17 protein-coding genes are annotated in these 19,714 nt (G+C 67.5%); 7 read left to right on the top strand and 10 right to left on the bottom strand.

The features are described 5' to 3' along the window. The first annotated feature begins 60 nt into the window (after nt 1-60). The 3 genes from IPM73_16950 to IPM73_16940 are packed head-to-tail and all read left to right on the top strand — an operon-like array spanning nt 61 to nt 2,301. Nucleotides 61-714 carry a class I SAM-dependent methyltransferase gene (locus IPM73_16950; protein ID MBK8919682.1) on the top strand — a complete coding sequence of 218 codons (654 nt, stop codon included), beginning with the start codon at nt 61-63 and terminating at the stop codon, nt 712-714. Between the two features lie 25 nt (nt 715-739). Then, nucleotides 740-1,639 (top strand): ROK family protein, encoded by a 900-nt coding sequence (locus IPM73_16945; protein MBK8919681.1) that lies wholly within the window; start codon nt 740-742, stop codon nt 1,637-1,639. Between the two features lie 41 nt (nt 1,640-1,680). Further along, nucleotides 1,681-2,301 carry an MOSC domain-containing protein gene (locus IPM73_16940; protein ID MBK8919680.1) on the top strand — a complete coding sequence of 207 codons (621 nt, stop codon included), beginning with the start codon at nt 1,681-1,683 and terminating at the stop codon, nt 2,299-2,301. 24 nt (nt 2,302-2,325) lie between these two features. Here IPM73_16940 and IPM73_16935 read toward each other — a convergent pair whose 3' ends face one another. From IPM73_16935 to rsmB, 8 genes are all read right to left on the bottom strand, one after another. After that, nucleotides 2,326-4,308, bottom strand: coding sequence for a primosomal protein N' (locus tag IPM73_16935; protein ID MBK8919679.1), 1,983 nt, complete (start codon nt 4,306-4,308; stop codon nt 2,326-2,328). 786 nt (nt 4,309-5,094) lie between these two features. Next, nucleotides 5,095-6,147 carry a uroporphyrinogen decarboxylase gene (locus IPM73_16930; protein MBK8919678.1) on the bottom strand — a complete coding sequence of 351 codons (1,053 nt, stop codon included), beginning with the start codon at nt 6,145-6,147 and terminating at the stop codon, nt 5,095-5,097. A 55-nt stretch (nt 6,148-6,202) separates the two neighbouring features. After that, nucleotides 6,203-7,621 carry a TrkH family potassium uptake protein gene (locus IPM73_16925; protein MBK8919677.1) on the bottom strand — a complete coding sequence of 473 codons (1,419 nt, stop codon included), beginning with the start codon at nt 7,619-7,621 and terminating at the stop codon, nt 6,203-6,205. 46 nt (nt 7,622-7,667) lie between these two features. Continuing rightward, nucleotides 7,668-9,101 carry a Trk system potassium transporter TrkA gene (gene trkA, locus IPM73_16920; protein ID MBK8919676.1) on the bottom strand — a complete coding sequence of 478 codons (1,434 nt, stop codon included), beginning with the start codon at nt 9,099-9,101 and terminating at the stop codon, nt 7,668-7,670. 14 nt (nt 9,102-9,115) lie between these two features. Continuing rightward, entirely contained in the window at nt 9,116-10,378 is a 1,263-nt protein-coding gene (locus IPM73_16915) for a sigma-54-dependent Fis family transcriptional regulator (GenBank protein ID MBK8919675.1), read from the bottom strand. After that, the gene (locus IPM73_16910; GenBank protein MBK8919674.1) at nt 10,356-12,362 is read right to left on the bottom strand and encodes a HAMP domain-containing protein; all 2,007 of its coding nucleotides are present in this window, start codon (nt 12,360-12,362) and stop codon (nt 10,356-10,358) included. The genes IPM73_16915 and IPM73_16910 overlap by 23 nt, the downstream gene beginning before the upstream one ends. Before the next feature lie 155 nt (nt 12,363-12,517). Further along, nucleotides 12,518-13,144, bottom strand: a complete 627-nt coding sequence (locus tag IPM73_16905; protein ID MBK8919673.1) for a DUF4390 domain-containing protein — start codon at nt 13,142-13,144, stop codon at nt 12,518-12,520. Beyond that, a complete protein-coding gene (gene rsmB, locus IPM73_16900) occupies nt 13,107-14,387 on the bottom strand; it encodes a 16S rRNA (cytosine(967)-C(5))-methyltransferase RsmB (protein ID MBK8919672.1) in 1,281 nt (426 codons plus the stop codon). The genes IPM73_16905 and rsmB overlap by 38 nt, the downstream gene beginning before the upstream one ends. Before the next feature lie 75 nt (nt 14,388-14,462). On the opposite strand from rsmB, the gene IPM73_16895 reads away from it, so the two are divergent. Continuing rightward, a complete protein-coding gene (locus tag IPM73_16895; GenBank protein MBK8919671.1) occupies nt 14,463-15,494 on the top strand; it encodes a S1/P1 nuclease in 1,032 nt (343 codons plus the stop codon). A gap of 41 nt (nt 15,495-15,535) precedes the next feature. Continuing rightward, nucleotides 15,536-16,000, top strand: a complete 465-nt coding sequence (locus tag IPM73_16890) for an S-adenosylmethionine decarboxylase (protein ID MBK8919670.1) — start codon at nt 15,536-15,538, stop codon at nt 15,998-16,000. A 3-nt stretch (nt 16,001-16,003) separates the two neighbouring features. On the opposite strand, the gene IPM73_16885 is transcribed toward IPM73_16890, so the two are convergent. Both IPM73_16885 and def read right to left on the bottom strand, forming a co-directional pair. Continuing rightward, nucleotides 16,004-16,909: a methionyl-tRNA formyltransferase gene (locus tag IPM73_16885; protein MBK8919669.1), complete on the bottom strand. Its 906-nt coding sequence runs from the start codon at nt 16,907-16,909 to the stop codon at nt 16,004-16,006. Next, entirely contained in the window at nt 16,909-17,412 is a 504-nt protein-coding gene (gene def / locus IPM73_16880; GenBank protein MBK8919668.1) for a peptide deformylase, read from the bottom strand. Before def ends, IPM73_16885 begins: the two co-directional genes overlap by 1 nt. Before the next feature lie 135 nt (nt 17,413-17,547). Here def and IPM73_16875 point away from each other — a divergent pair, with 135 nt between their 5' ends. Both IPM73_16875 and dprA read left to right on the top strand, forming a co-directional pair. Further along, entirely contained in the window at nt 17,548-18,573 is a 1,026-nt protein-coding gene (locus tag IPM73_16875; GenBank protein MBK8919667.1) for a LysM peptidoglycan-binding domain-containing protein, read from the top strand. After that, nucleotides 18,570-19,649, top strand: coding sequence for a DNA-protecting protein DprA (gene dprA / locus IPM73_16870; protein ID MBK8919666.1), 1,080 nt, complete (start codon nt 18,570-18,572; stop codon nt 19,647-19,649). Before IPM73_16875 ends, dprA begins: the two co-directional genes overlap by 4 nt. The last annotated feature ends 65 nt before the right edge of the window (nt 19,650-19,714 follow it).

The raw sequence follows: 19,714 nt of genomic DNA, 5'->3' as shown, positions 1-19,714 counted from the left end.
GCATAGAAATCCCCGTTGAAAAGTCGCCCCGATCCGCGCAGAATGCGGGAGGGGAGACTTATGAACACTGTCCATACTACAGCCAATCCATTGGCGACGGGCGCCGACGAACTGGAGCGTTTGGCCCTTGAGGAAATCGTCAGGCGGCGTCGCTTCGGTGACCCGGTAGCGGCCCTGGTCGCCCCGGTTGGCGCGGCCGATCTGGCCATCGCCATGGTCAAACTGGGTGCCCGCGTCACGCTGGGCGACGAAGCTGCCATGGCAGACCGCGCCCAGACCCTGGCTTCCGCCGCCGGATTCGACGATGAACTGGCGTTCTCGCCCCTAGACTTCCATCAGCTCGACGACGATCTGGCCGGCGAGCCCTTCGATCTGGTCGTGATTCGCCGCGGGCTCTGTGGAGTCCCCTATGAGGATGCCCGCCGCTTCGTGCACCAGTTGCTCCTGCGCCTCAAGATCGGCGGCAAGCTTTACGTGTCCATCCTGGGCCTGCATTCCGAACTGGGTGACGGTTATGCCGGCGCCGATCAAGGCCTGGGCGAGCGCTTCTGTGGTCTGGCACCGGCCATGGCGAAGAAGTACGACCTTCACCGCCCGGTCTGTCTCTACAGCGAACGCAATCTCTTCACCCTCCTGCTCGAAGCCGGCGGCAGCGTGCTGCGTACCTTCACGACCACCCACGGCAACGTGAAGGGCATCGCGGTTCGCGTCTGAGCCCATGCCCGCCGCCCGCACTGCCCTGCGCCTGGGCGTCGACCTTGGCGGCAGCAAAATCGAGATCATCGCCCTGGGGCCGCGGGGCCGCGTCGCGCTGCGTCGCCGGCGGGAAACCCCCCGTGGCGACTACCGCGCCACGGTAGGCGCCATAGCCGATCTCGTGGAGGAGGCCGAAGCTGAACTCGGGCAACGGGGTAGCCTGGGGCTTGGCATTCCTGGATCGGAGTCCCCGGTCGACGGGCGCATCCGCAACGCCAACTCCACCTGGCTCAACGGCCAGCCCCTGCGGCGCGATTTACAGGCCCTGCTGCAAAGAGAGGTCCGGCTGGCCAACGACGCCAACTGCTTCGCGCTGTCCGAGGCCGTCGACGGTGCCGGGGCCGGTGCGGCTACGGTTTTCGGCGTCATCCTCGGCACCGGCGTGGGCGGGGGTCTGGTCGTCGGCAGTCGCGTCCTGGCAGGCGCCAACGGCATCGCCGGCGAGTGGGGCCACAACCCCCTGCCCGCCCCCAGCGAAGCCGACCACCCTCTGCTGCCCTGCTACTGCGGCCGGGCCGGCTGCATCGAAACCTACCTGAGCGGCCCGGCCTTCGCGGCCCATCACCGCGCCTGCGGCGGAACCGAACGCGACGCCTCAGCCATCGCGAATCGGGCAGCAGCCGGCGATGGGGCCTGCGTCACAAGCCTCGCCCTCTACGCTGAGCGTCTGGCCCGCTCCCTGGCGGGCGTCATCAACGTCTTCGACCCGGAAGTCATCGTCCTGGGCGGCGGCCTTTCCGGCATTGCCGCCCTCTACGACGAAGTGCCTCTCCGCTGGGGACGCCACATCTTCTCCGACAGCGTCCGCACCCGCCTGCTCCCCCCGGTGCACGGCGATTCCTCTGGTGTGCGCGGCGCGGCCTGGCTGTGGAATCAGGCGTGAGCCCATCCCCGGTCCATATTTTCACCGGCCGGATCAGCCCCATGCCCGGCAACGGGCGGCAGACGGCTCTTTTCAAGACCCTCGCCGCGCTGCCCGTCGCCCTGGGCCCGGAGGGCTTCGCAGGAGACCAGCAGGCCGACCGTAGCGTGCACGGCGGGCCGGACAAGGCCGTGCATTGCTTTCCTGTCGAGCACTATGCCCGCCTGGCCGATCGCTTCCCGGAAGCGGCCGCGCAACTCGTTCCAGGCAGCATCGGGGAGAACCTCTCGGCCATCGGGTTCAGGGAGGCGGACGTCTGTCTCGGCGACGTCTTCGCCCTGGGAGAAACGCGCCTCCAGATCAGTCAGCCCCGCAGCCCCTGCTGGAAAATCGACGCCCGCTACGCGGTCGAAGGCATGGCCGCCTTCATCGCCGCAGAGGGTATTGCGGGCTGGTACGCCAGGGTGCTCGTTCCCGGTACCGTGCGGGCGGACGACGGCCTGCTACTCGTCGAGCGGGACGCCTCCGCGCCGACCCTGGCTGAAGCCCTGGCGTCCCTCCGCCTCCATCGGCCGCCGGTGGAGTCCCTCGCCACCCTTGCGGCGGCAAAGGGAATCGCCGCTGGCTGGCGCCGCAAAATCCTCGACCGCATGGTCTGGTTACAAAGCAACGGCCAGCTTTGAAACGGTGAGGGTCGGCGACGGGCCTCAGCACTCCAGCGGATCCACCTCCAGATGCCAGCGCAGCTTGGCCGGGACACGGATGGTTTCCAGTTTTTCGCGCCAGAGGGGGAGAAAGTCCTGCAGGGCGCGGCGGGAGCCTGATTCCAGCAGGAGTTGGGCACGATCCCTTTCGGCGACGCGGGAGAGACGCAGGGGGACCGGATCGTAGGCAGTGATGCCGGCGGACGCCCCGACCTCGGCATGGGCGCGGGCCGTGGCCAGGAAGGCGATGGCATCGCTCATGGCCGGGGCTTCCGCCCGCAGGATGGCCTGGTAGGCGTAGGGCGGAAATCCGGCCTGACGGCGTTCTTGCAACTGCGCGGCGGCGAAGCCCGGATAGTCGTGGGCAGCCAGGGCGGCGTAGAGGGGATGCTCCGGATAGCGGGTCTGGACGAGGACTTCCCCGGGCAATTCCGCCCGCCCGGCGCGGCCCGCCACCTGCATGAGCTGCGCGAAGAGCCGTTCCGGCGCGCGCCAGTCGGCAGCAAAGAGGGCGGCGTCAGCGCCCACCACGCCAACCAGGGTGAGGCGGGGAAAGTCGTGGCCCTTGGCCAGCATCTGGGTGCCCACCAGGATGTCGGCCTCGCCGGCGTGGATGCGCTCCAGGATGCTCTCCCATTGCCGGCGGGACTTGACCGCATCGCGGTCCACCCGCAGGACGCGGGCGGCTGGAAAGCGTTCGGTCAGCCAGGCTTCCAGGCGCTGGGTACCGCGGCCGAAGGGCTGGATGTCCTGGTTGCCGCAGGTGGGGCAGGCCCGCGGCACGCGGGTTTCGAAGCCACAGTGGTGGCAGCGCAGGCGGCGGTCGGCCTGGTGCAGGACCAGGTTGGCGGCGCAACGTCGGCAACGCGAGGTCCAGCCGCAGGCTGCGCAGGCCAGCACCGGCGCGTAGCCGCGGCGGTTGAGGAAGACCAGGCTCTGTTCCCCCCGTTCGAGCCGGGCGGCCAGCGCTGCCTCCAGGGCCGCTCCGATTCCCTCGCGCACGGTTTCGCGCCGGCTGTCCACCAGATTGACGACGGGCAGGCGCGCCGCGGCCACCGCCCGTCCCGCAAGGGTCAGCAGGCGGTAGCGCCCGGCCTGGGCGTTGGCCCAGGACTCCAGCGAGGGGGTCGCAGATCCCAGGACGATGGGGATGTCCGACAAGCGGGCACGAAAGACCGCCACATCCCGAGCCGAATAGCGCATTCCGTCCTGCTGCTTGAAGGAGGGGTCATGCTCCTCGTCCACGATGATGAGCCCCAGCCGCGGCAGGGAGGCGAAGACCGCCAGGCGCGTGCCCAGAACGATGGCCGCCTCCCCCGCCTGGGCTTCCCGCCAGTGGCGCTCCCGGGCGGCTTCGGCAAGCTCGCTGTGCAGGGCGACGACACGCTGCTGCGGAAAGCGCGCCCGCACCCGGGATTCGAGTTGGGGGGTGAGGTTGATTTCCGGCACCAGGACAAGGGCCTGGCGCCCCGCGGCCAGGGTCGCTGCCATCAATTGCAGGTAGACCTCGGTCTTGCCGCTGCCGGTGACGCCGTGCAACAACCAGGGAACGAAGCGCGGCGCCGCGCTGACGGCGGCTAGGGCGGCCCGCTGCTCGTCGGTGAGTTCCGGCGGGGCCACGGCAGCGACGGGCCGGACGCCACGGCCCTCGCGCCGCTGCGGCGGGGCAAGTCGCTTCAGGCCCGCCGGCAGCGCCTGAAGGATGGCCTCACCCGGTGCGGCCTGATAGTAGCGGGCGGCAAAGTCGCACAGGGCCAGAAAGTCCGCCCCCAGGGGCGGCAGGTCGCGCAGGATTGCCGCGGCGGGGCGCACTTGTTCGGCCGGCCAGTCGCTCGTTTCGGCCACCCCGACGATGACGCCGATGCGCTCCCCGCGACCGAACGGTACCCGGACCCGCAAGCCGATATCGTCGGCGCTGGCCTCAGGCCAGCGGTAATCGAAGCTGCGATGGAGGGGAAGATCGAGGGCGACGCGCAGAAAGCTCACGGGATGGGGCTCTACGGGATTCGAATACTTCTAGTCAATTCTGGGAAACCGGGGCAACTCATTCAGTTATAGAGGTTTTTCAAATTGTCCCCAAAATCTGTGGATAACTTTGTGGATTGCTTTTGGAAGAATGGCCTAAACCGGTACTCCAGAAGGATTTTTGTCACTTTGCCGAAAAATTCGGCGTGGCATAAATCCATATAAATCAATGATTTGGGTTTTTGCTTCCCTGTCAACGGGGCAGAGCCCATTTCCCTGGAGCCCGTGCCCCCAAACTGTGCATAAGTGAAACACCCGCTTGTGAGCAGCTATGACTTTCGGCGTAGGTGCCCCCCCCCGCGCTTATCACCCCCTCCGCCCGGCCGCTGGGGGCCGGCCCAGGACGGTGCTGTTCCAAAAGGACAGCGCTGCCCCGCCCGCCCTGCGCGTGCCTGGCGAACCGCTTAACGCGGCTAGTAGTCAGATAGGTTTGCGTCGATGCCGAGGCGCGCATCCGCGCCCCGATCGCGCGAAGCGAACCGCAGCCATAGCCGAAGCTATGGCGAGGAGAGCGACAAAGCGAGCGGGGATGCGGGGCGTGCCGAACATAGCTGAACCTATCTGACTGACTACTAGTGGTCTGCTTCGTAATTGGCGGAACACGATGAAAGCGCCGGATTTGCGTTTCTGGCTAGGCGCCGCAGTTGGCAACCTCGGCAGCGATAGCCGAAGCTATCGCGAGGATGAGCAACAACGCCAGGAGCGCAAAGACAAGCTTTCATGTTTCGTTAATTGCGAAGCAGACCACTAGCGGTAAGCGTGGACGGTATCGACCAGGACCGTCACGTTTTCCGGAGGGGTGAATTGGGAAATGCCGTGGCCCAGGTTGAAGACATGGCCGGTGTTGCCGGCACCGAAGCTGTCGAGAACCTTGCGCGCCTCGGCGGCGACCACGGCGGGGGAGGCGAAAAGCACGTTGGGGTCCAGATTGCCCTGCAGCGCCACCCGGTCACCGACCCGCCGGCGGGCTTCCCCGATGTTCAGGGTCCAGTCGAGGCCGACGGCGTCACAGCCGATGTCGGCGATGCTTTCCAGCCACAGACCGCCATTCTTGGTGAAGACGATGCAGGGCACCCGCTCCCCGTCCTTTTCCCGCTTCAGACCGGCGACGATGCGCTGCATGTAGGCGAGGGAGAATTCGCGGTAGGCGGCGGCCGACAGGGAACCACCCCAGGTGTCGAAAACCATCACCGCCTGGGCGCCGCTGTCGATCTGGGCGTTGAGGTAGGCGGTCACCGTGTCGGCGGTAACGGAAAGGATGCGGTGCAGCAGGTCCGGCCGGTCATAGAGCATGGTCTTGATGCGGCGGAAATCGCTGGAACCGCCGCCTTCGACCATGTAGCAGGCCAGGGTGTAGGGGCTGCCGGAAAAGCCGATGAGGGGAACCGAATTGTCCAGGGCGCGGCGGATTTCGCTCACTGCATCCATGACGTAGCGCAGGTGGTCATAGGGGTCCGGCGCCGAAAGGTCATTGATCGCCCATTCCTCCCGCAGGGGGCGCTCGAACTTGGGCCCTTCGCCTTCCTCGAAATAGAGGCCGAGGCCCATGGCATCGGGAATGGTGAGGATGTCGGAAAACAGGATGGCGGCGTCGAGGTCGTAGCGGGCCAGGGGTTGCAGGGTCACCTCGCAGGCCAGGGAAGGCGTCTTGCACAGATTGAGGAAGTTGCCCGCCCGCTTTCTCGTCTCGCAATACTCCGGCAGGTAGCGGCCGGCCTGACGCATGAGCCAGAGGGGAACGCGGTCTGTAGGCTCCTTCAGGAGGGCGCGCAGGAAATTGTCATTGCGGGGTCGGGTCACGATGGCCTCGCCGAAAGTCGAAAGACGCGAATTATCCGCCTTTCGGCCCCGCCGGTCACTTGCGCCAGAAGGCGGGGGTGAAGACCACGAGGAGGGTGAAGATTTCCAGCCGCCCAAGGAGCATGGCAAAGGTGCAGACCCAGGTTTGGGCGTCGCTCAGCACTTCATAAGTAGTCGAGGGCCCTACCTGGCCGAGGCCGGGGCCGGTGTTATTGACACTGGCGACGACGGCGGTGAAGGCTGTGACGATGTCCAGTCCCGTGAACGCAAGAATCAGGGTCATCGAGACAATGCTCACCATGTACATGAAGCCGAAGGCCAGCACGGCGAACAGAATGCTCTGGGGCGCGACCTGGCCGCCCACCCGCACGTTGTATACCGCAGCGGGGTGCATGGCCCGCAGCAGTTCCCGATAGACCTGCTTGTAGAGCAAGAGCGCACGGATCATCTTGATGCCTCCCCCCGTGGACCCGGCACTGGTGGCGAAGCTGGACAGGAATAGCATCCACAGGGGTGCAAAGATGGGCCACTGGGCAAAATCGACGCTGGCGTAGCCGGTGGTGGTGGCGATGGAAACCAGGTTGAAGGCGGCGTGGCGCAGGGCTGTGCCCAGATCGGGATAGGCGCCAGCCTTCCAGATGTAGAGAGCCACCATCAGAACACTCGCTAGCACCACGGCCAAGTACCATCCGGCCTCCGGGTCGCCAAGGTAGGGCCGTAGCGAGCGCCCGTTGACCGCAAGGAAATGGGTGGCGAAGTTGATCCCTGCCAGGAGCATGAAAAAGATGGCCACCGCCTCGATGGCCGTGGAATCGAAGTGGCCAAAGCTGGCGTCGTGGGTCGAGAAGCCCCCCAGGCCCATGGTAGAGAATGCGTGGCAGACGGCGTCAAACCAGCTCATTCCGGCCAGGCGGTATCCCAGGATGCAGGCCGCCGAGATGCCCAGATAGACGAGCCACAAGCCCTTGGCGGTTTCGGCGATGCGCGGGGTCATCTTGGCGTCCTTCATCGGTCCGGGCGTCTCGGCCTTGAACATCTGCCTTCCGCCGATGCCCAGCAGGGGCAGGATGGCCACCGCAAGAACGATGAGGCCCATGCCTCCGACCCAGACCAGTTGGTGGCGCCAGAGGTTGATAGACGGAGGCAGGGCATCGAGGCCCGAAAAAACCGTGGAGCCGGTGGTGGTCAGGCCCGATACCGCCTCGAAATAGGCATCGGTGAAGCTCGCCCCTATCTGGATCATGAAGGGAATGCAGGCGAAGACGGGCAGGACAGTCCATACCAACACGACCATCAGGAAACCGTCGCGCACGGTGAGCTCGCGCTTCACGCTGCGGTGGCGGTACCAGAGCAAGGCACCGCATAGCAGAGTCAGGGCGAAGGACTCGTCGTAGGCGCCCTGGGCACCGTCGTCCACCACGTAGGACAGGCCCAGCGGGAGCAGCATGGTCAGCCCGAAGAGCATGACGATCATGCCCAGGGCTTTGAAGACGGGGGCGAAACGCTCCACGGCGGCGCTCTCAGAAGAAGTGGAATCGGACCTGGAAGAGTTGCTCGACCTTCTTCACCAGGCTCTTGCGGGTACAGAAGACGATGACGTGGTCTTCCGGCTGGATCACCGTATCGTGGTGGGCGATTTCCACCTCGCCGTAGCGGGTCACGGCAGTCCAGTCGTCGGTGCGGCCGACGATCACCGGTTGGTCGAAGTTGCGCACCAGGGCCGCGATGGTGACGCCGTGGGGCCATTCGATTTCGTCGATACGTCGGCCAACGACCTTGGAGGTGCGGGCATCGCCGTGGGCGACCAGTTCCAGGGCCTCGGCAGCGCCGCGACGCAGAGGATGAACCTCGGCCACGTCCCCCTGGCGCACGTGGGCCAGGAGGGTGCCGATGGACACCTGGGCGGGGGAAATGCCGATATCGATGGGACCGCCTTCGATCATTTCGGCGTAGGCGCGACGATTGATCAGCGCCACCACCCGCTTGCAGCCCAGGCGCTTGGCCAGGCTGCCGGCCATGATGTTGTCTTCGTCGTCGTTGGTGAGGGCGAGGAAGAGGTCCATTTCGGCGATGTTCTCCTGCTCCAGCAGCTCTTCGTCGGTGGCGTCGCCCAGCAGGACCAGGGTTTCGCTCACTTCGTTGGCGATGGCCTCGGCGCGGCCGGCGTTGCCTTCGATGATCTTGATTTCGTAGCGTTTTTCCAGACGCTGGGCGAGGCGCAGGCCCACGTTGCCGCCGCCGGCGATCATGATGCGCACCACCGGATTGACCAGGCGGCGCAGTTCGCGCAGGACGTTGCGAATGTTCTCCGCGGCGGCCAGCAGGAACACCTCGTCGCCGGCCTCGATCACCGTCCCCCCTTCCGGAATCACCGCCTGATCGCGGCGGAAGATGGCGGCGATGCGGGCGTCGGCGTCTACCGGCAGGTGATCCCGCATCTCCCGGATGGGCTTGCCCACCAGAAGCCCGCCTTCGTAGGCCCGCACGGCGACCAGACTGACCCGGCCACGGGCGAATTCCAGCACCTGCAGGGCCTCGGGAAACTCGATCAGGCGCCGGATGTAGTCGGTGATGATCTGCTCCGGGCAGATGGCGAAATCGACGGCGAAATTCTCCGGCGTGAGCAAGGCCTCGTCTTCCAGAAAGTCCCGCGAGCGCAGGCGGGCGATGCGGGTAGGAATCTTGAACACGCTGTGGGCCAGCTTGCACGCCACCAGGTTGGTCTGGTCGTTCTGGGTGACGGCAATAAGAAGGTCGGCGTCTTCCGCTCCCGCGTTTTTCAGAACCGAGGGCAGCGCCGCGCTGCCGCAGACGGTGCGCAGATCGAGGCGGTCCTGAAGGTGGTGCAGGCGGGCGGCGTCGGTGTCCACCACCGTGATGTCGTTTTCTTCGGAAACCAGGCCTTCCGCCACACTGGCCCCGACCTGCCCCGCCCCGAGAATGATGACGCGCATGTTTGCCGCCCCCGTCAGTCTTCCGCCCTGCGACCCAGAGCCACCCCGAGCTGCTTCAGCTTGCGGTAAAGGTGGGTCCGCTCCAGGCCGGACTTGTCGGCCAGCTTGGTCATATTGCCCCCTTCCAGGCGAAGGTGGTGCTCGAAATAGATTTTCTCGAAGGCATCCCGCGCCTCCCGCAGGGGCTGGTCGAGGAGCGGCAGCAGGGAGGCCACGGTGGCATCCGCTTCCTCCTGGGGACGCAGCCGGGCGACGTCGTCGGAGACGATTTCATCGTCCAGGGTGGTCAGGGCAAGATTGCGCACCAGGGTATAGAGCTCTGACCAGCCGCCGTCGCCGGCGCCCTTCCAGGGCTGGGTGCGCAGGGCGTTGAGGGCGCTGCTGGCCAGGCGGCGGGCGGGGACCTCGCCACGCTCGATGAAGTGGGTGAGCAGCAGGCCGGCGATTTCCGGTACGTCGTCGGCGTGGCCGGCCAGGCTGGGCATGGCCACCCAGATTTCGCCCAGGCGGGCGATGAGCTTGCCGTCCCAGCCCGCCTCCCCCAGGGCCGACAGGGGGCGGCTGCTGGCGGCGACCAGGAGCAGGTTGAGCTTTTCCAGACGATCCAGGGTGAAGCTCAGGTTCATCTGCTGCAGTTTGCCCAGGGCCGACAGGTCGGGGACGAAGATCACCCCGCCCCCCGCTTTTTCCAGGGCTTCCTGGGACACCGCCGCGGTCAGGGAGGAGAGATCGAGCCAGGGGGCCCGGGGGGGTTGCAGGGTGCGGGCGCAGATTTCCGCCATGCCGCCGCTCGCCCCCTTGAGCAGTATGACCGAAGCCTTGCCGGCGGCCTGCTCGAGGCGGCGCTTGAACTCCTTCATGAAGCTGGTGCGGGCAAAGGCTTCCAGGGTCAGGTGGGGGCGCTGTACCGGTCCGGCGTGCTTGAGGGCCTTTTGCACGGTCGTCAGGAGCTTTTGCAGGGCGATGGGTTTTTCCAGGAAGTCAAAGGCGCCGAAGCGGGTCGCCTCGACCGCCGAATCGATAGTGCCGTGGCCCGACATCATCACCACCGGCATGCTGAGCTGGCCCCCGGCGTGCCACTCCTTGAGGAGGGAAATGCCGTCCGTGTCCGGCATCCAGATGTCGAGGAGGACGAGGTCGGGCCGCAGTTCCTCGCGCACCCGGCGGGCGGCGCCGGCATTTTCCGCCAGACGGACGTCGTAGCCTTCATCGATAAGGATTTCCGAGAGCAGCTCCCGGATACCCACCTCGTCGTCAACGACCAGAATGATTGCCATGTTTTCCTTCCTCCTCCCGTACCAGGGGCAGGCGTATTTCGATGCACGCGCCACCCTCCGGTGAATTGCCGATATCGATGTGTCCGTGGTGCTCGTCGACGATCTTCTTGACGATGGGCAGCCCCAAACCCGTGCCGCGAGCCTTGGTCGTGACATAGGGCTCGAAGATGCGGGGCAGCAGTTCGGCCGGGAATCCCGGCCCGTTGTCGGCCACCCGCAGGCGAGCGTGGCGGCCGTCCCGCGCCGTGCTTACCGTGATCTCCGCCCCCGCGCGCCCCTCCAGAGCGTCTTCGCCATTGCGCAGCAGATTGTGGATGATCTGGCGCAACTGGGTGGCGTCGCCGAGAACCGGCGGAAGATCACCGGCCAAGTCCGGCACGATACGCGCTCCCGAGGTTTCGTACAGCCCCAGAACCTCGCCGATCAGGCCGTTGATATCCAGGGGAGCGACCTCCGGAGCCGGTAGGCGGGCGTAGTCGCGGAAGTCATCGACCATGCGCTTCATGGCCTGGACCTGGTTGATGATGGTTTGGGTGCTGCGCCGGAGCATGTCCGCGTCGCCGTTCATGAGCTTGTCGGCCAGCTTGAGTTGCAGGCGCTCGGCGGAAAGCTGGATGGGTGTCAGGGGATTCTTGATTTCGTGGGCCAGGCGCCGCGCCACTTCGCCCCAGGCCGCGCTGCGCTGAGCGGCGATGAGCCGCGTCACGTCGTCGAAGACCACCACCTCGCCGCCGCCGCTGGCTTCCGGGAGGTGCGTACCGCGCAGCAAGAGGACCTGGGGCATGCCGTTGGGGCGTTCCATCTCCAGTTGCCCCTGCCACTCGCCTTCCGTCCCGGGGGCCAGATGGCCCTGGATCGCGGCGGCCAGGGCCGCCTGGCGGGGCCACTCGGGAAGGGGAAGCCCGACCAGGCCCTGGAAATCATCGCTCAGGATGGTCAGGGCTCCCTCGTTCACCGTACGCAGGGTGAAGCCGCGGTCGAAGACCAGCACCCCCGCCGAGAGGTTGGCCAGGATCGATTCCAGGTAGCCCCGGGCGGACTCCAGTTCGGTGCGGTGCCGCTCCGCCTCGCGGCGGGCCTCGTCCAACTGGCGGGTCATGCGGCTGAAGGATTGGGTGAGGACACCGAGTTCGTCGCGGCTATACACGGCCTGGCGCGGCGAGAAATCCCCCTGGGCCACCGCCTGGGTGCCCTCGGCCAGGATGGAAAGCGGCGCCGAGAGGCGGCGAGCCATGACGAAGGCCAGGGCAAAGGCGGAAAACAGGCCCAGCAGCACGGTGAGCGTCAGGGTCAGGGCGTAGATGCGGGTCAGCCCTTCCCGCGCCAGTTGCAGTTCCTGGTAGTCGCGATAGACGGCCTGGACCGCCTCGGCGTTCTGGGCCAGGGCCGGCGGCACCGGGTGGATCAACTGCAGGATGCGGCGATCCTCGTACACCGCCCGGGCCGCGACGGGGACGAGTACGCGCAACGTCATGCGGCCCTCCTCCAGGTCCACCGAGGTGACGGCGAAGGCGCTGCGGGCCTGCTTGAGCTGGGTCTGGCTGGGCAGTGAAGGCAGGAGCCCGGTACCCAGCTCCGAATTGGCGCTGGCCAGCAACTGGCCGCCGGCGGAGAAAAGCGCCGCCGACTGGGCGCCGCTTTGTTCCAGCAGGCGCAGCAGGGCGGAGCGGCGGCCCGACTCCGGCAGTTCGGACAGCTCCAGGGCCATGTTGCGCGCCTTGTCGGACAACTCGGCGAGGAGGGAGTCCAAGGCGCTGCGCCCGAGATTGAGGCCTGATTCGAGTGCCTTTTCCACCCGCACGTCGAACCAGCTTTCGATGGAGCGGGTGACGAACTGAACCGACACGCCATAGACCAGGGCTCCGGGCAGCACCGCCACGGCACCGAACATGAGCATGAGGCGAAGCTTCAGGCGGGCCCCGAAGACCTGCCGGCGGTAGTCGCGCCACAGGACGGTCAATTGCCAGCCCACCAGACCGACCATGGCCAGGGCCAGGACGACGTTGAAGGCGATGAGCAGGGGATAGTGGCGGGTGAACAGCGCGGTGTCTGCCGCCGTGCTGATCAGAAGCAGGAACCAGACGATGGCGCCGACGGTCCCGGCCAGGGCCCCGCCGACGGCGATGAGCCGCTTGGTCTTCACCGGGTTTCCGCCGCAGGCAGGGGCGGCAGCACGACAGTCCAGGTCTTCCAGTCGGAAGTCAGGGTCCAGTCCTTATTGCCCAGGGCGGCAATCTGGAAAGGTTTGGGCAGTTGCGTGGTATCGAGCCTCAGGCGCAAGGCGCCCTGGTAGGTTTCACCGACCCGGGGCGCCTCTTTGTCCGGCTTGTCGCCGGGTCGCTCGATCACGACCCAATTGCGCAGCCGCGAGAGCATGCGCAGGGCCTCCGAGAGGGTCTCCACCGATTGATGCAGGGCGCCGGTGGAAAGACGGTACTGGCGCGTCAGGGCGTGGTAGGAGAGACGGACGGTCTGGCTGCGACTGACCAGTTTTTCGTCCAGCCAGTACCAGCGCGGCCGGATCAGTTCGAAATCGGCGACGAAGTGCAGGACGACCCCTTTGGCAACGGCTTCTTCCAGCCGCGGACTGATCTCGAAATTGAACTCGGCACTGAGGGCGTAGCCGTCCTCGACGGGGACGAGTTGGGGATTGAGCACCTCGACCTCGGCCCCGTGCAACCAGGCGCACCAGCCCAGGCAGATGACGGCCAGCAGGAGCCGCCAGGGATCAGGGCAATTTTTCGAGGAGGCAGTAGTAGAAGCCATCGTGGTCGTCGCAGGGCAGCCATTGTTCTTCGTGACCTCGCCGGGCCGACGCCTGCCGGGCCAGAAAGGCTTCCACCTGCGCCCCGTTCTCCTCGGGAAAGATGGAACAGGTCGCATACAGCAGTTTACCGCCCGGCTTGACGACCCGCCACAGGGCGTCGAGCAGATGCGCCTGGGTGGCGGCAAAGCGGGCCACATCGCTTTCCCGCCGCAGCCACTTGGCGTCCGGGTGACGCCGCACCACACCGCTGGCCGTACAGGGCACGTCGGCCAGGACGGCGTCGAAGGGCAGCCCGTCCCACCAGGCCTCGGGTCGGGCCGCGTCGGCCACCTGCACCCGGGCGCGCAGCCCGAGTCGGGCCAGGGTGGATTCCACGCGGCGACAGCGGGCCGGCTTCAGGTCCAGGGCCAGGAGATCCAGGTCGGCCCGTTCCAGGAGATGCGCCGCCTTGCCCCCGGGTGCGGCGCAAGCGTCCAGAACCCGGCTGCCCGGCGCCGGGTCGAGCAGGGCCGCCGCCCGCTGGGCCCCCGGATCCTGCACCGAGGCCCGGCCCGCGGCAAAATGCGGCAGGCGCTCGACGGGAACGGGCTTATCTAGAATCAGCCCCGCCTCGCCCCAGGGGCGCGAGACGATGTCCCGGGCCAGAAGCTCGGCGGCGTAAGCGGCGACGGTCCCGCGGCGCAGATTGACCCGCAACGCCATGGGGGGCGGCCGGTTGCCGGCGACCACGACGCTCTCCCACTTTTCCGGATAGGCCTGCCGCAGGCGATCGAGCCACCAGGGGGGGTGCCGTCCGGTCGCAGTGTCGTCCGCATCCGCCGCGGCGAGCAGCGCCTCGCGCTCGCGTTGAAAACTGCGCAGCACCGCATTGACCAGGGCCTTGCGGCGCCCCCCCGCCAGGGCGCCGGCGGCATTCACGGCCTGATCGACGGTGGTGTGAGCCGATTCGGGGCGGGACTCCAGGCGGTGCAGCGCCATCAGCAGCAGGGCGCGCACTTCCTCTTCGGCCAGAGGCCGGTCCAGCAGTCGCCCAAGCAGGAAGTCGCCCCGACCGTACTGGCGCAGGCTGCTGTATACAAAGTCCTGGACGGCGGGACGGGCCCCGGCGTCGATCCAGGCCGGCAAACCCTCGGCCAGACTGCGCCCCGCCAGCACCTCCGCCACCACTCGAGCCGCCGCATGCAACCCATAGGCCAGGGAGTTCGGTTCCAGCGCGGGAACAGCAGGGGAGCGGGGTGACATGGGGTCGATTATCGCACGCGGCCCGAGGGCCGCCGCCGCTCCGCCCCCGGCGCGCTTTCCGGGATAATCCCCGCCATGCTCAAGCATCCATCCGGCTCCCCCGCCGCCAGCCACAACCCGCAGCCGGGTCGCCCAGGCGAGGCGCCCGGACCCGGCGGCGCCGGACGCACCCCCTGGCGTGCCTTCCTCGCCGCATTCGCCCTCGCCCCCCTCCTCCTGCTTCCCAACCCGGCAGCGGCATGGAACTCCGCCGGGCATCGCCTGGTGGCGAGCCTGGCCTGGTCGCAACTCGATCCCGTCGTCAGGGAGCGGGTCGCCGCCCTCCTTGCGGCCCATCCCGACTCCGGCCGCTGGACCGCCAAAGGCGCTGACCCGGCGACCGCCTTCATCGAGTGTTCCACCTGGCCCGACGACATCCGCCGCGACCCGCGCTTCCACGACAGCGGCGCCGACCCCACCCCCCTGCTGCCCGGATTTCCGGACATGGATCGCCACGGCAATTGGCACTATGTGGACCGCGCTGCCGACGGACATCCCCTGGGGGGAGAACTCGACCGTCAGATTGACCGTCTGGCCCGGCAACTGGCCGACCCGGCCACCCCCACGACGCTGCGCAGCTACGCTCTCCCCTGGATCGTCCATCTGGTCGCCGACGCGCATCAGCCCTTGCACGCCGGGGTGCGCGACGACGACGGCGGCAATCGGGTGGATGTCCACGACCCTACCCACCCGCGCCTGCCGGTCATGTCCCTGCATGCGTGGTGGGACGACCTGCCCGGCCCCCCCTGGTTGCGGGGAAAGCGCCTCGAAGCGACGGCGCGGCGCCTGGCGGAGCGTCACTCCGCCCCCGTGCGCCAGGGCTCCCCCGGGGAGTGGATCGGCGAATCCCGCGCCCTGGCGGCCAGCCTTGCCTACCCCGCGGAGGGAGACAGTCCGGCGCTTCTCGATGCCGCCTTCCGCGACCAGGCCCGGCGGATCGCCGGCGAGCGCCTGCTGGCTGCCGGACATCGCCTCGCCCGATTCCTCAATGGACTCCTGGGGGACGTTTCACGTGAAACGGGGGCGACCCGCTCGCGGCCGGCGTTGCCTGAACCCCGGACTCCTTGAGCCGGCCCATCAGGCTTGGCCACCCGGGCTAGAATGCCGCCATGCAGGGACTCCACCTCACCGCCGATCTCCTCGACTGCCGTTGCCCCCCCGCGCTGCTGCTCGACGCCGCGGGGCTGGAGTGCTTCGCCGTCGAAGCCTGTGGCCGGCACGGCCTGAGCGTGGTGGGCGCGCATTTCCATCAGTTTCGCGACGGCGATGGCCGCGCGGCGGGTGTCACCGGCACCGTGGTGCTGGCCGAATCCCATTTTGCCCTGCACACCTGGCCGGAAATCGCCGGGGTCACCCTGGATGTGTACGTCTGCAACTTCAGCGCCGACAACAGTCAGCGCGCGCGGGGCCTGTTTGCAGAAGCCATTGCGACCTTTGCCCCGGATCGCCTGGAGACGCGGGAAGTGCAGCGGGGCGTGGGCGTCTGGTCGGAACGCGAGCGCAAGGAAGCCCGGGACGGTGCCCCCTGCCCGCCCTCCCTCCCCCACACCCGCAACGCGGGCGAGGCAGGATAGGGGTCAGCCCGGGAGGGGAGTCGGGTTTCCCGCCAGAAACTGAGCGGCCGACAAGCGCTTGCCGCCGGCCTTCTGCAATTCCGAGAGCAGCAGGGCGCCTTCGCCGCAGGCGACCAGAATCCCCTGCCTGCCCGCCGCAAGCACGGTGCCGGGCAGCCCTTGCCCCTCAGCGGGCTGGGCCGTCCAGATCTTGCAGGGCAGCCCCCCGACCATGGCCTGCACCCCGGGAAAGGGATTGAAGGCCCGCACCCGGCGATCGAGTTCGGCCGCGGCAAGGTTCCAGTCGAGAACCGCTTCCGCCTTGTCGATCTTGGCCGCATAGCTCACCCCCTCGGTGGGCTGGGGCGTGGCGGGCAAAGGCATGCGCCTCAGCGCGTCGACGATGAGGTCCGCCCCCAAGGCCGCCAAGCGGTCGTGCAGTTCGCCGGCGGTTTCCCCACTGCCGATGCGCGTCGCCCCGGAAAGAAGCACCGGCCCGGTATCGAGACCTGCCTCCATCTGCATGATGCACACCCCGGTCTCCGCATCCCCGGCCAGGAGCGCCCGCTGGATGGGCGCAGCGCCGCGCCAGCGGGGCAGCAGCGAAGCGTGAATGTTGAGGCAGCCCAGGCGAGGCAGGTCGAGGACGGCCTGGGGCAGGATCAAGCCGTAGGCGGCCACGACCATGAGATCGGCCCCCACCGCGGCAATGCGCCCCCGGGCCTCTTCGTCCCGCAGGCTGGCAGGCTGAAAAACCTCCAGGCCGTGCGCCAGGGCCACCCGCTTCACCGCCGAAGGCGTCAGAACCATGCCCCGCCCGGCAGGCCGGTCGGGCTGGGTCAGGACGAGGGGAACCGCATGCCCGGCGGCAAGGAGCGCCTGCAAGGCCCGCGCGGCAAATTCCGGCGTTCCGGCAAAAACGAGCTTCATCAGGCGGTGATGCGTGCCTGCTTGGCAAGCTTGCTGCGAATGCGCGTCTGCTTCAGTTGGGAAAGGTAATCGACGAAGACCTTGCCTTGCAGATGGTCGAGTTCGTGCTGGATGCACACCGCCAGGAGGCCCTCGGCCACCCGGGTCTGCTCCTGCCCTTCCAGATCCATGTAGCGCACGGTGACGGTTTCCGCCCGCTCGACCCTGTCGTAGATGCCGGGTACCGAAAGGCAGCCTTCCTCGCCTTCCTGGATGCCGTTGCAGTCGAGGATACGGGGGTTGATGAGCACCAGGAGCTGGTTCTTTTCCTCGGAGACGTCGATCACCACGAGTTGCCGATGCACATCCACCTGAGTGGCAGCCAGCCCGATCCCCGGGGCCTCGTACATGGTTTCGGCCATATCCCGCGCCAGGGCGCGGACGGAATCGTCAATCCGCTCAATGGGCGCAGCGCTTTTTTTCAGCCGCGGGTCGGGGTAACGCAAAATGGGTAACAACGCCATAGGAAAACACCAAGAAAAGCTTGCCGGCTTAAGTAATTATGTGCAGAATCTAAAGCACTTCCGAGATACGGAACGGCTTTGGCGGTGAGACAGTGATCCCGGCCGCCCGTTCCGCCGGCAATGAGGGTACCGACGATGCTACGCATTATATCCGCGCTCATCCTGGCCGTGACGACCGCCTGCGCCGTCGCCGCCGACGCCGTCCAGCTGCTGGACAATCCCCCCGACCGGCACGTGGTGGTCAAGGGGGACACGCTTTGGGGCATCTCCGGCAAGTTCCTCAAGGAACCCTGGCGCTGGCCCGAAGTCTGGCGCCTCAACAAGGCCGAGATCAAGAATCCCCATCTCATCTACCCGGGGGACATCGTCGTCCTGGACCTCTCCGGCGGCAATCCCCGCCTGCGCGTCGCGCGGCCGGTCAAGGTGCAGCCGACGGTGTATTCGGAGGATTCCCGCCAGGCGATTCCCAGCATTCCGCCCCACGTCATCGAGCCTTTCATCTCCCAGCCCCTGATCGTCGATCCCGACGGTCTCGACAGCGCGCCGCGCATCGTCGCCACCCAGGAAGACCGGGTCTTCGTCGGCAACGGGGATACGGCGTTCGTTTCTTCCATTCCCGGCGTCGATCAAGTCACCTGGCACGTCTATCGCCCGGTGAAGCCCTTGAAGGATCCGGACACCAAGGAAATTCTGGGCCACGAGGCCTTCTTCCTGGGCAACGCCAAACTGGTCCAGCCCAGTCAGCCGGGCCAGCCGGCGGTCATCAGCATCCTGCAGGCCAAGGAAGAAATCGGCCGTGGCGACCGGCTGGTTGCCGCTCCCCTGCCCACCCTCGCCTCCTACATGCCCCACAGCCCCGGGCAGCCCGTCGAGGGCAAGATTCTTTCCATCTACTCCGGGGTTCAGGAATCCGGCCCCCTGTCGGTGATTGCCATCAACCGCGGCAAGCGCGAAGGCCTTGAGCTCGGCCATGTCGTCGCCCTCTACCGCAAGCGCGTCTCCCAGGGTTACGACGACAACGACCGCCGTGTCGATACGCCCATTCCGGACGAACGCTACGGTCTGGCTTTCGTCTTCCGCACCTTCGAGCGCATTTCCTACGCCCTGGTGATGGAAAGCGGCAAGCCGGTCATCGTCGGCGACGCCATCCGCAACCCGTGAGCGATCCCTCGGGGCTGGCCGCCTGGCTGCGGCTGACCCTGATCTCCGGCCTCGGCGGCGAGAGTCAGCGCAAGCTCCTCGCCGCTTTTGGTTTGCCGGAGGCCGTCTTTGCCGCCGGCCGCCTCGCCGTCCGCGCCGTTGTGGGCGACCGGGCCGACCTGCTCTTCGACACCGACGTCGGCGCCGCCGTGGAGCAAGCGCTCACCTGGGCAGCGACCCCCGGCCACCGCATCGTCACCCTGGCCGACGCGGATTACCCCCCGGCCCTGCTCACCATTCCCGACCCTCCCAGCCTCCTCTACCTGCGCGGCGACCCCGCCCTGGCGGGTCGGGCGGGAATCGCCATCGTCGGCAGCCGCAACGCAACCGCCGCGGGAATCCGCACCGCCGAATCCTTCGCTCAGGCCTTGGCCGAGCAGGGCCTTAGCGTCACCAGCGGCCTCGCCCTGGGCATCGACGCGGCCGCCCACCGGGGCGCCCTGGCCGGTCGGGGCGCCACCGTGGCGGTCATCGGCACCGGCATCGACCGCATCTATCCCGCCCGCAACAAGGAACTGGCCCTGGCCATTGCGGACCGGGGCGCCATCGTTTCCGAATTTCCCCTCGGCACCCCGGCCCTGGCGGCCAATTTCCCCCGCCGCAACCGCATCATCGCCGGGCTTTCCCGAGGCGTCCTGGTGGTCGAGGCCGCGCTTCAGAGCGGTTCCCTCATCACCGCCCGGCTGGCGGCGGAGCAGGGACGGGAGGTCTTCGCCATCCCCGGGTCCATCCATTCCCCGGTGGCCCGAGGCTGCCATCGACTCATCCGGGAAGGCGCGAAACTGGTCGAAACCGCTCAGGACATCCTGGAAGAGCTGCACTTCGGCGGGGCGTCTTCACCCTCCCTCGCCCCCTCCCCGGAGGGCAGCGCATCCCCCCTCCTGGCCGCCCTGGGCCATGACCCCTGCAGCCTCGACGAATTGGCCGAGAGGACCGGCCTTCCCGCCGACCGGCTGCTGCCCGAACTCCTCGACCTGGAACTGACTGGCCGCATCGCCCCTCTGCCCGGCGGTCTATACCAGCGCCTGCCGGGGTAGGCTCTCTTCACCCCCCACGCGCCGCACTCGACGCGCACCCGAAGCGGTCCCGGGGAGCGGTCCCG

The sequence above is a fragment of the Betaproteobacteria bacterium genome (assembly GCA_016720065.1).
Taxonomy (GTDB): domain Bacteria; phylum Pseudomonadota; class Gammaproteobacteria; order Burkholderiales; family Rhodocyclaceae; genus SSSZ01.
This window is presented reverse-complemented; position numbering and strand designations above follow the sequence as displayed.

Coding starts and splice junctions, on each gene's coding strand:
- IPM73_16950 (MBK8919682.1), top strand. CDS start 61: ATGAACACTGTCCATACTACAGCCAATCCATTGGCGACGGGCGCCGAC.
- IPM73_16940 (MBK8919680.1), top strand. CDS start 1,681: ATGCCCGGCAACGGGCGGCAGACGGCTCTTTTCAAGACCCTCGCCGCG.
- IPM73_16925 (MBK8919677.1), bottom strand. CDS start 7,621: ATGATCGTCATGCTCTTCGGGCTGACCATGCTGCTCCCGCTGGGCCTG.
- trkA (MBK8919676.1), bottom strand. CDS start 9,101: ATGCGCGTCATCATTCTCGGGGCGGGGCAGGTCGGGGCCAGTGTGGCG.
- IPM73_16915 (MBK8919675.1), bottom strand. CDS start 10,378: ATGGCAATCATTCTGGTCGTTGACGACGAGGTGGGTATCCGGGAGCTG.
- IPM73_16910 (MBK8919674.1), bottom strand. CDS start 12,362: ATGGTCGGTCTGGTGGGCTGGCAATTGACCGTCCTGTGGCGCGACTAC.
- IPM73_16905 (MBK8919673.1), bottom strand. CDS start 13,144: ATGGCTTCTACTACTGCCTCCTCGAAAAATTGCCCTGATCCCTGGCGG.
- rsmB (MBK8919672.1), bottom strand. CDS start 14,387: ATGTCACCCCGCTCCCCTGCTGTTCCCGCGCTGGAACCGAACTCCCTG.
- IPM73_16895 (MBK8919671.1), top strand. CDS start 14,463: ATGCTCAAGCATCCATCCGGCTCCCCCGCCGCCAGCCACAACCCGCAG.
- IPM73_16890 (MBK8919670.1), top strand. CDS start 15,536: ATGCAGGGACTCCACCTCACCGCCGATCTCCTCGACTGCCGTTGCCCC.
- IPM73_16885 (MBK8919669.1), bottom strand. CDS start 16,909: ATGAAGCTCGTTTTTGCCGGAACGCCGGAATTTGCCGCGCGGGCCTTG.
- def (MBK8919668.1), bottom strand. CDS start 17,412: ATGGCGTTGTTACCCATTTTGCGTTACCCCGACCCGCGGCTGAAAAAA.
- IPM73_16875 (MBK8919667.1), top strand. CDS start 17,548: ATGCTACGCATTATATCCGCGCTCATCCTGGCCGTGACGACCGCCTGC.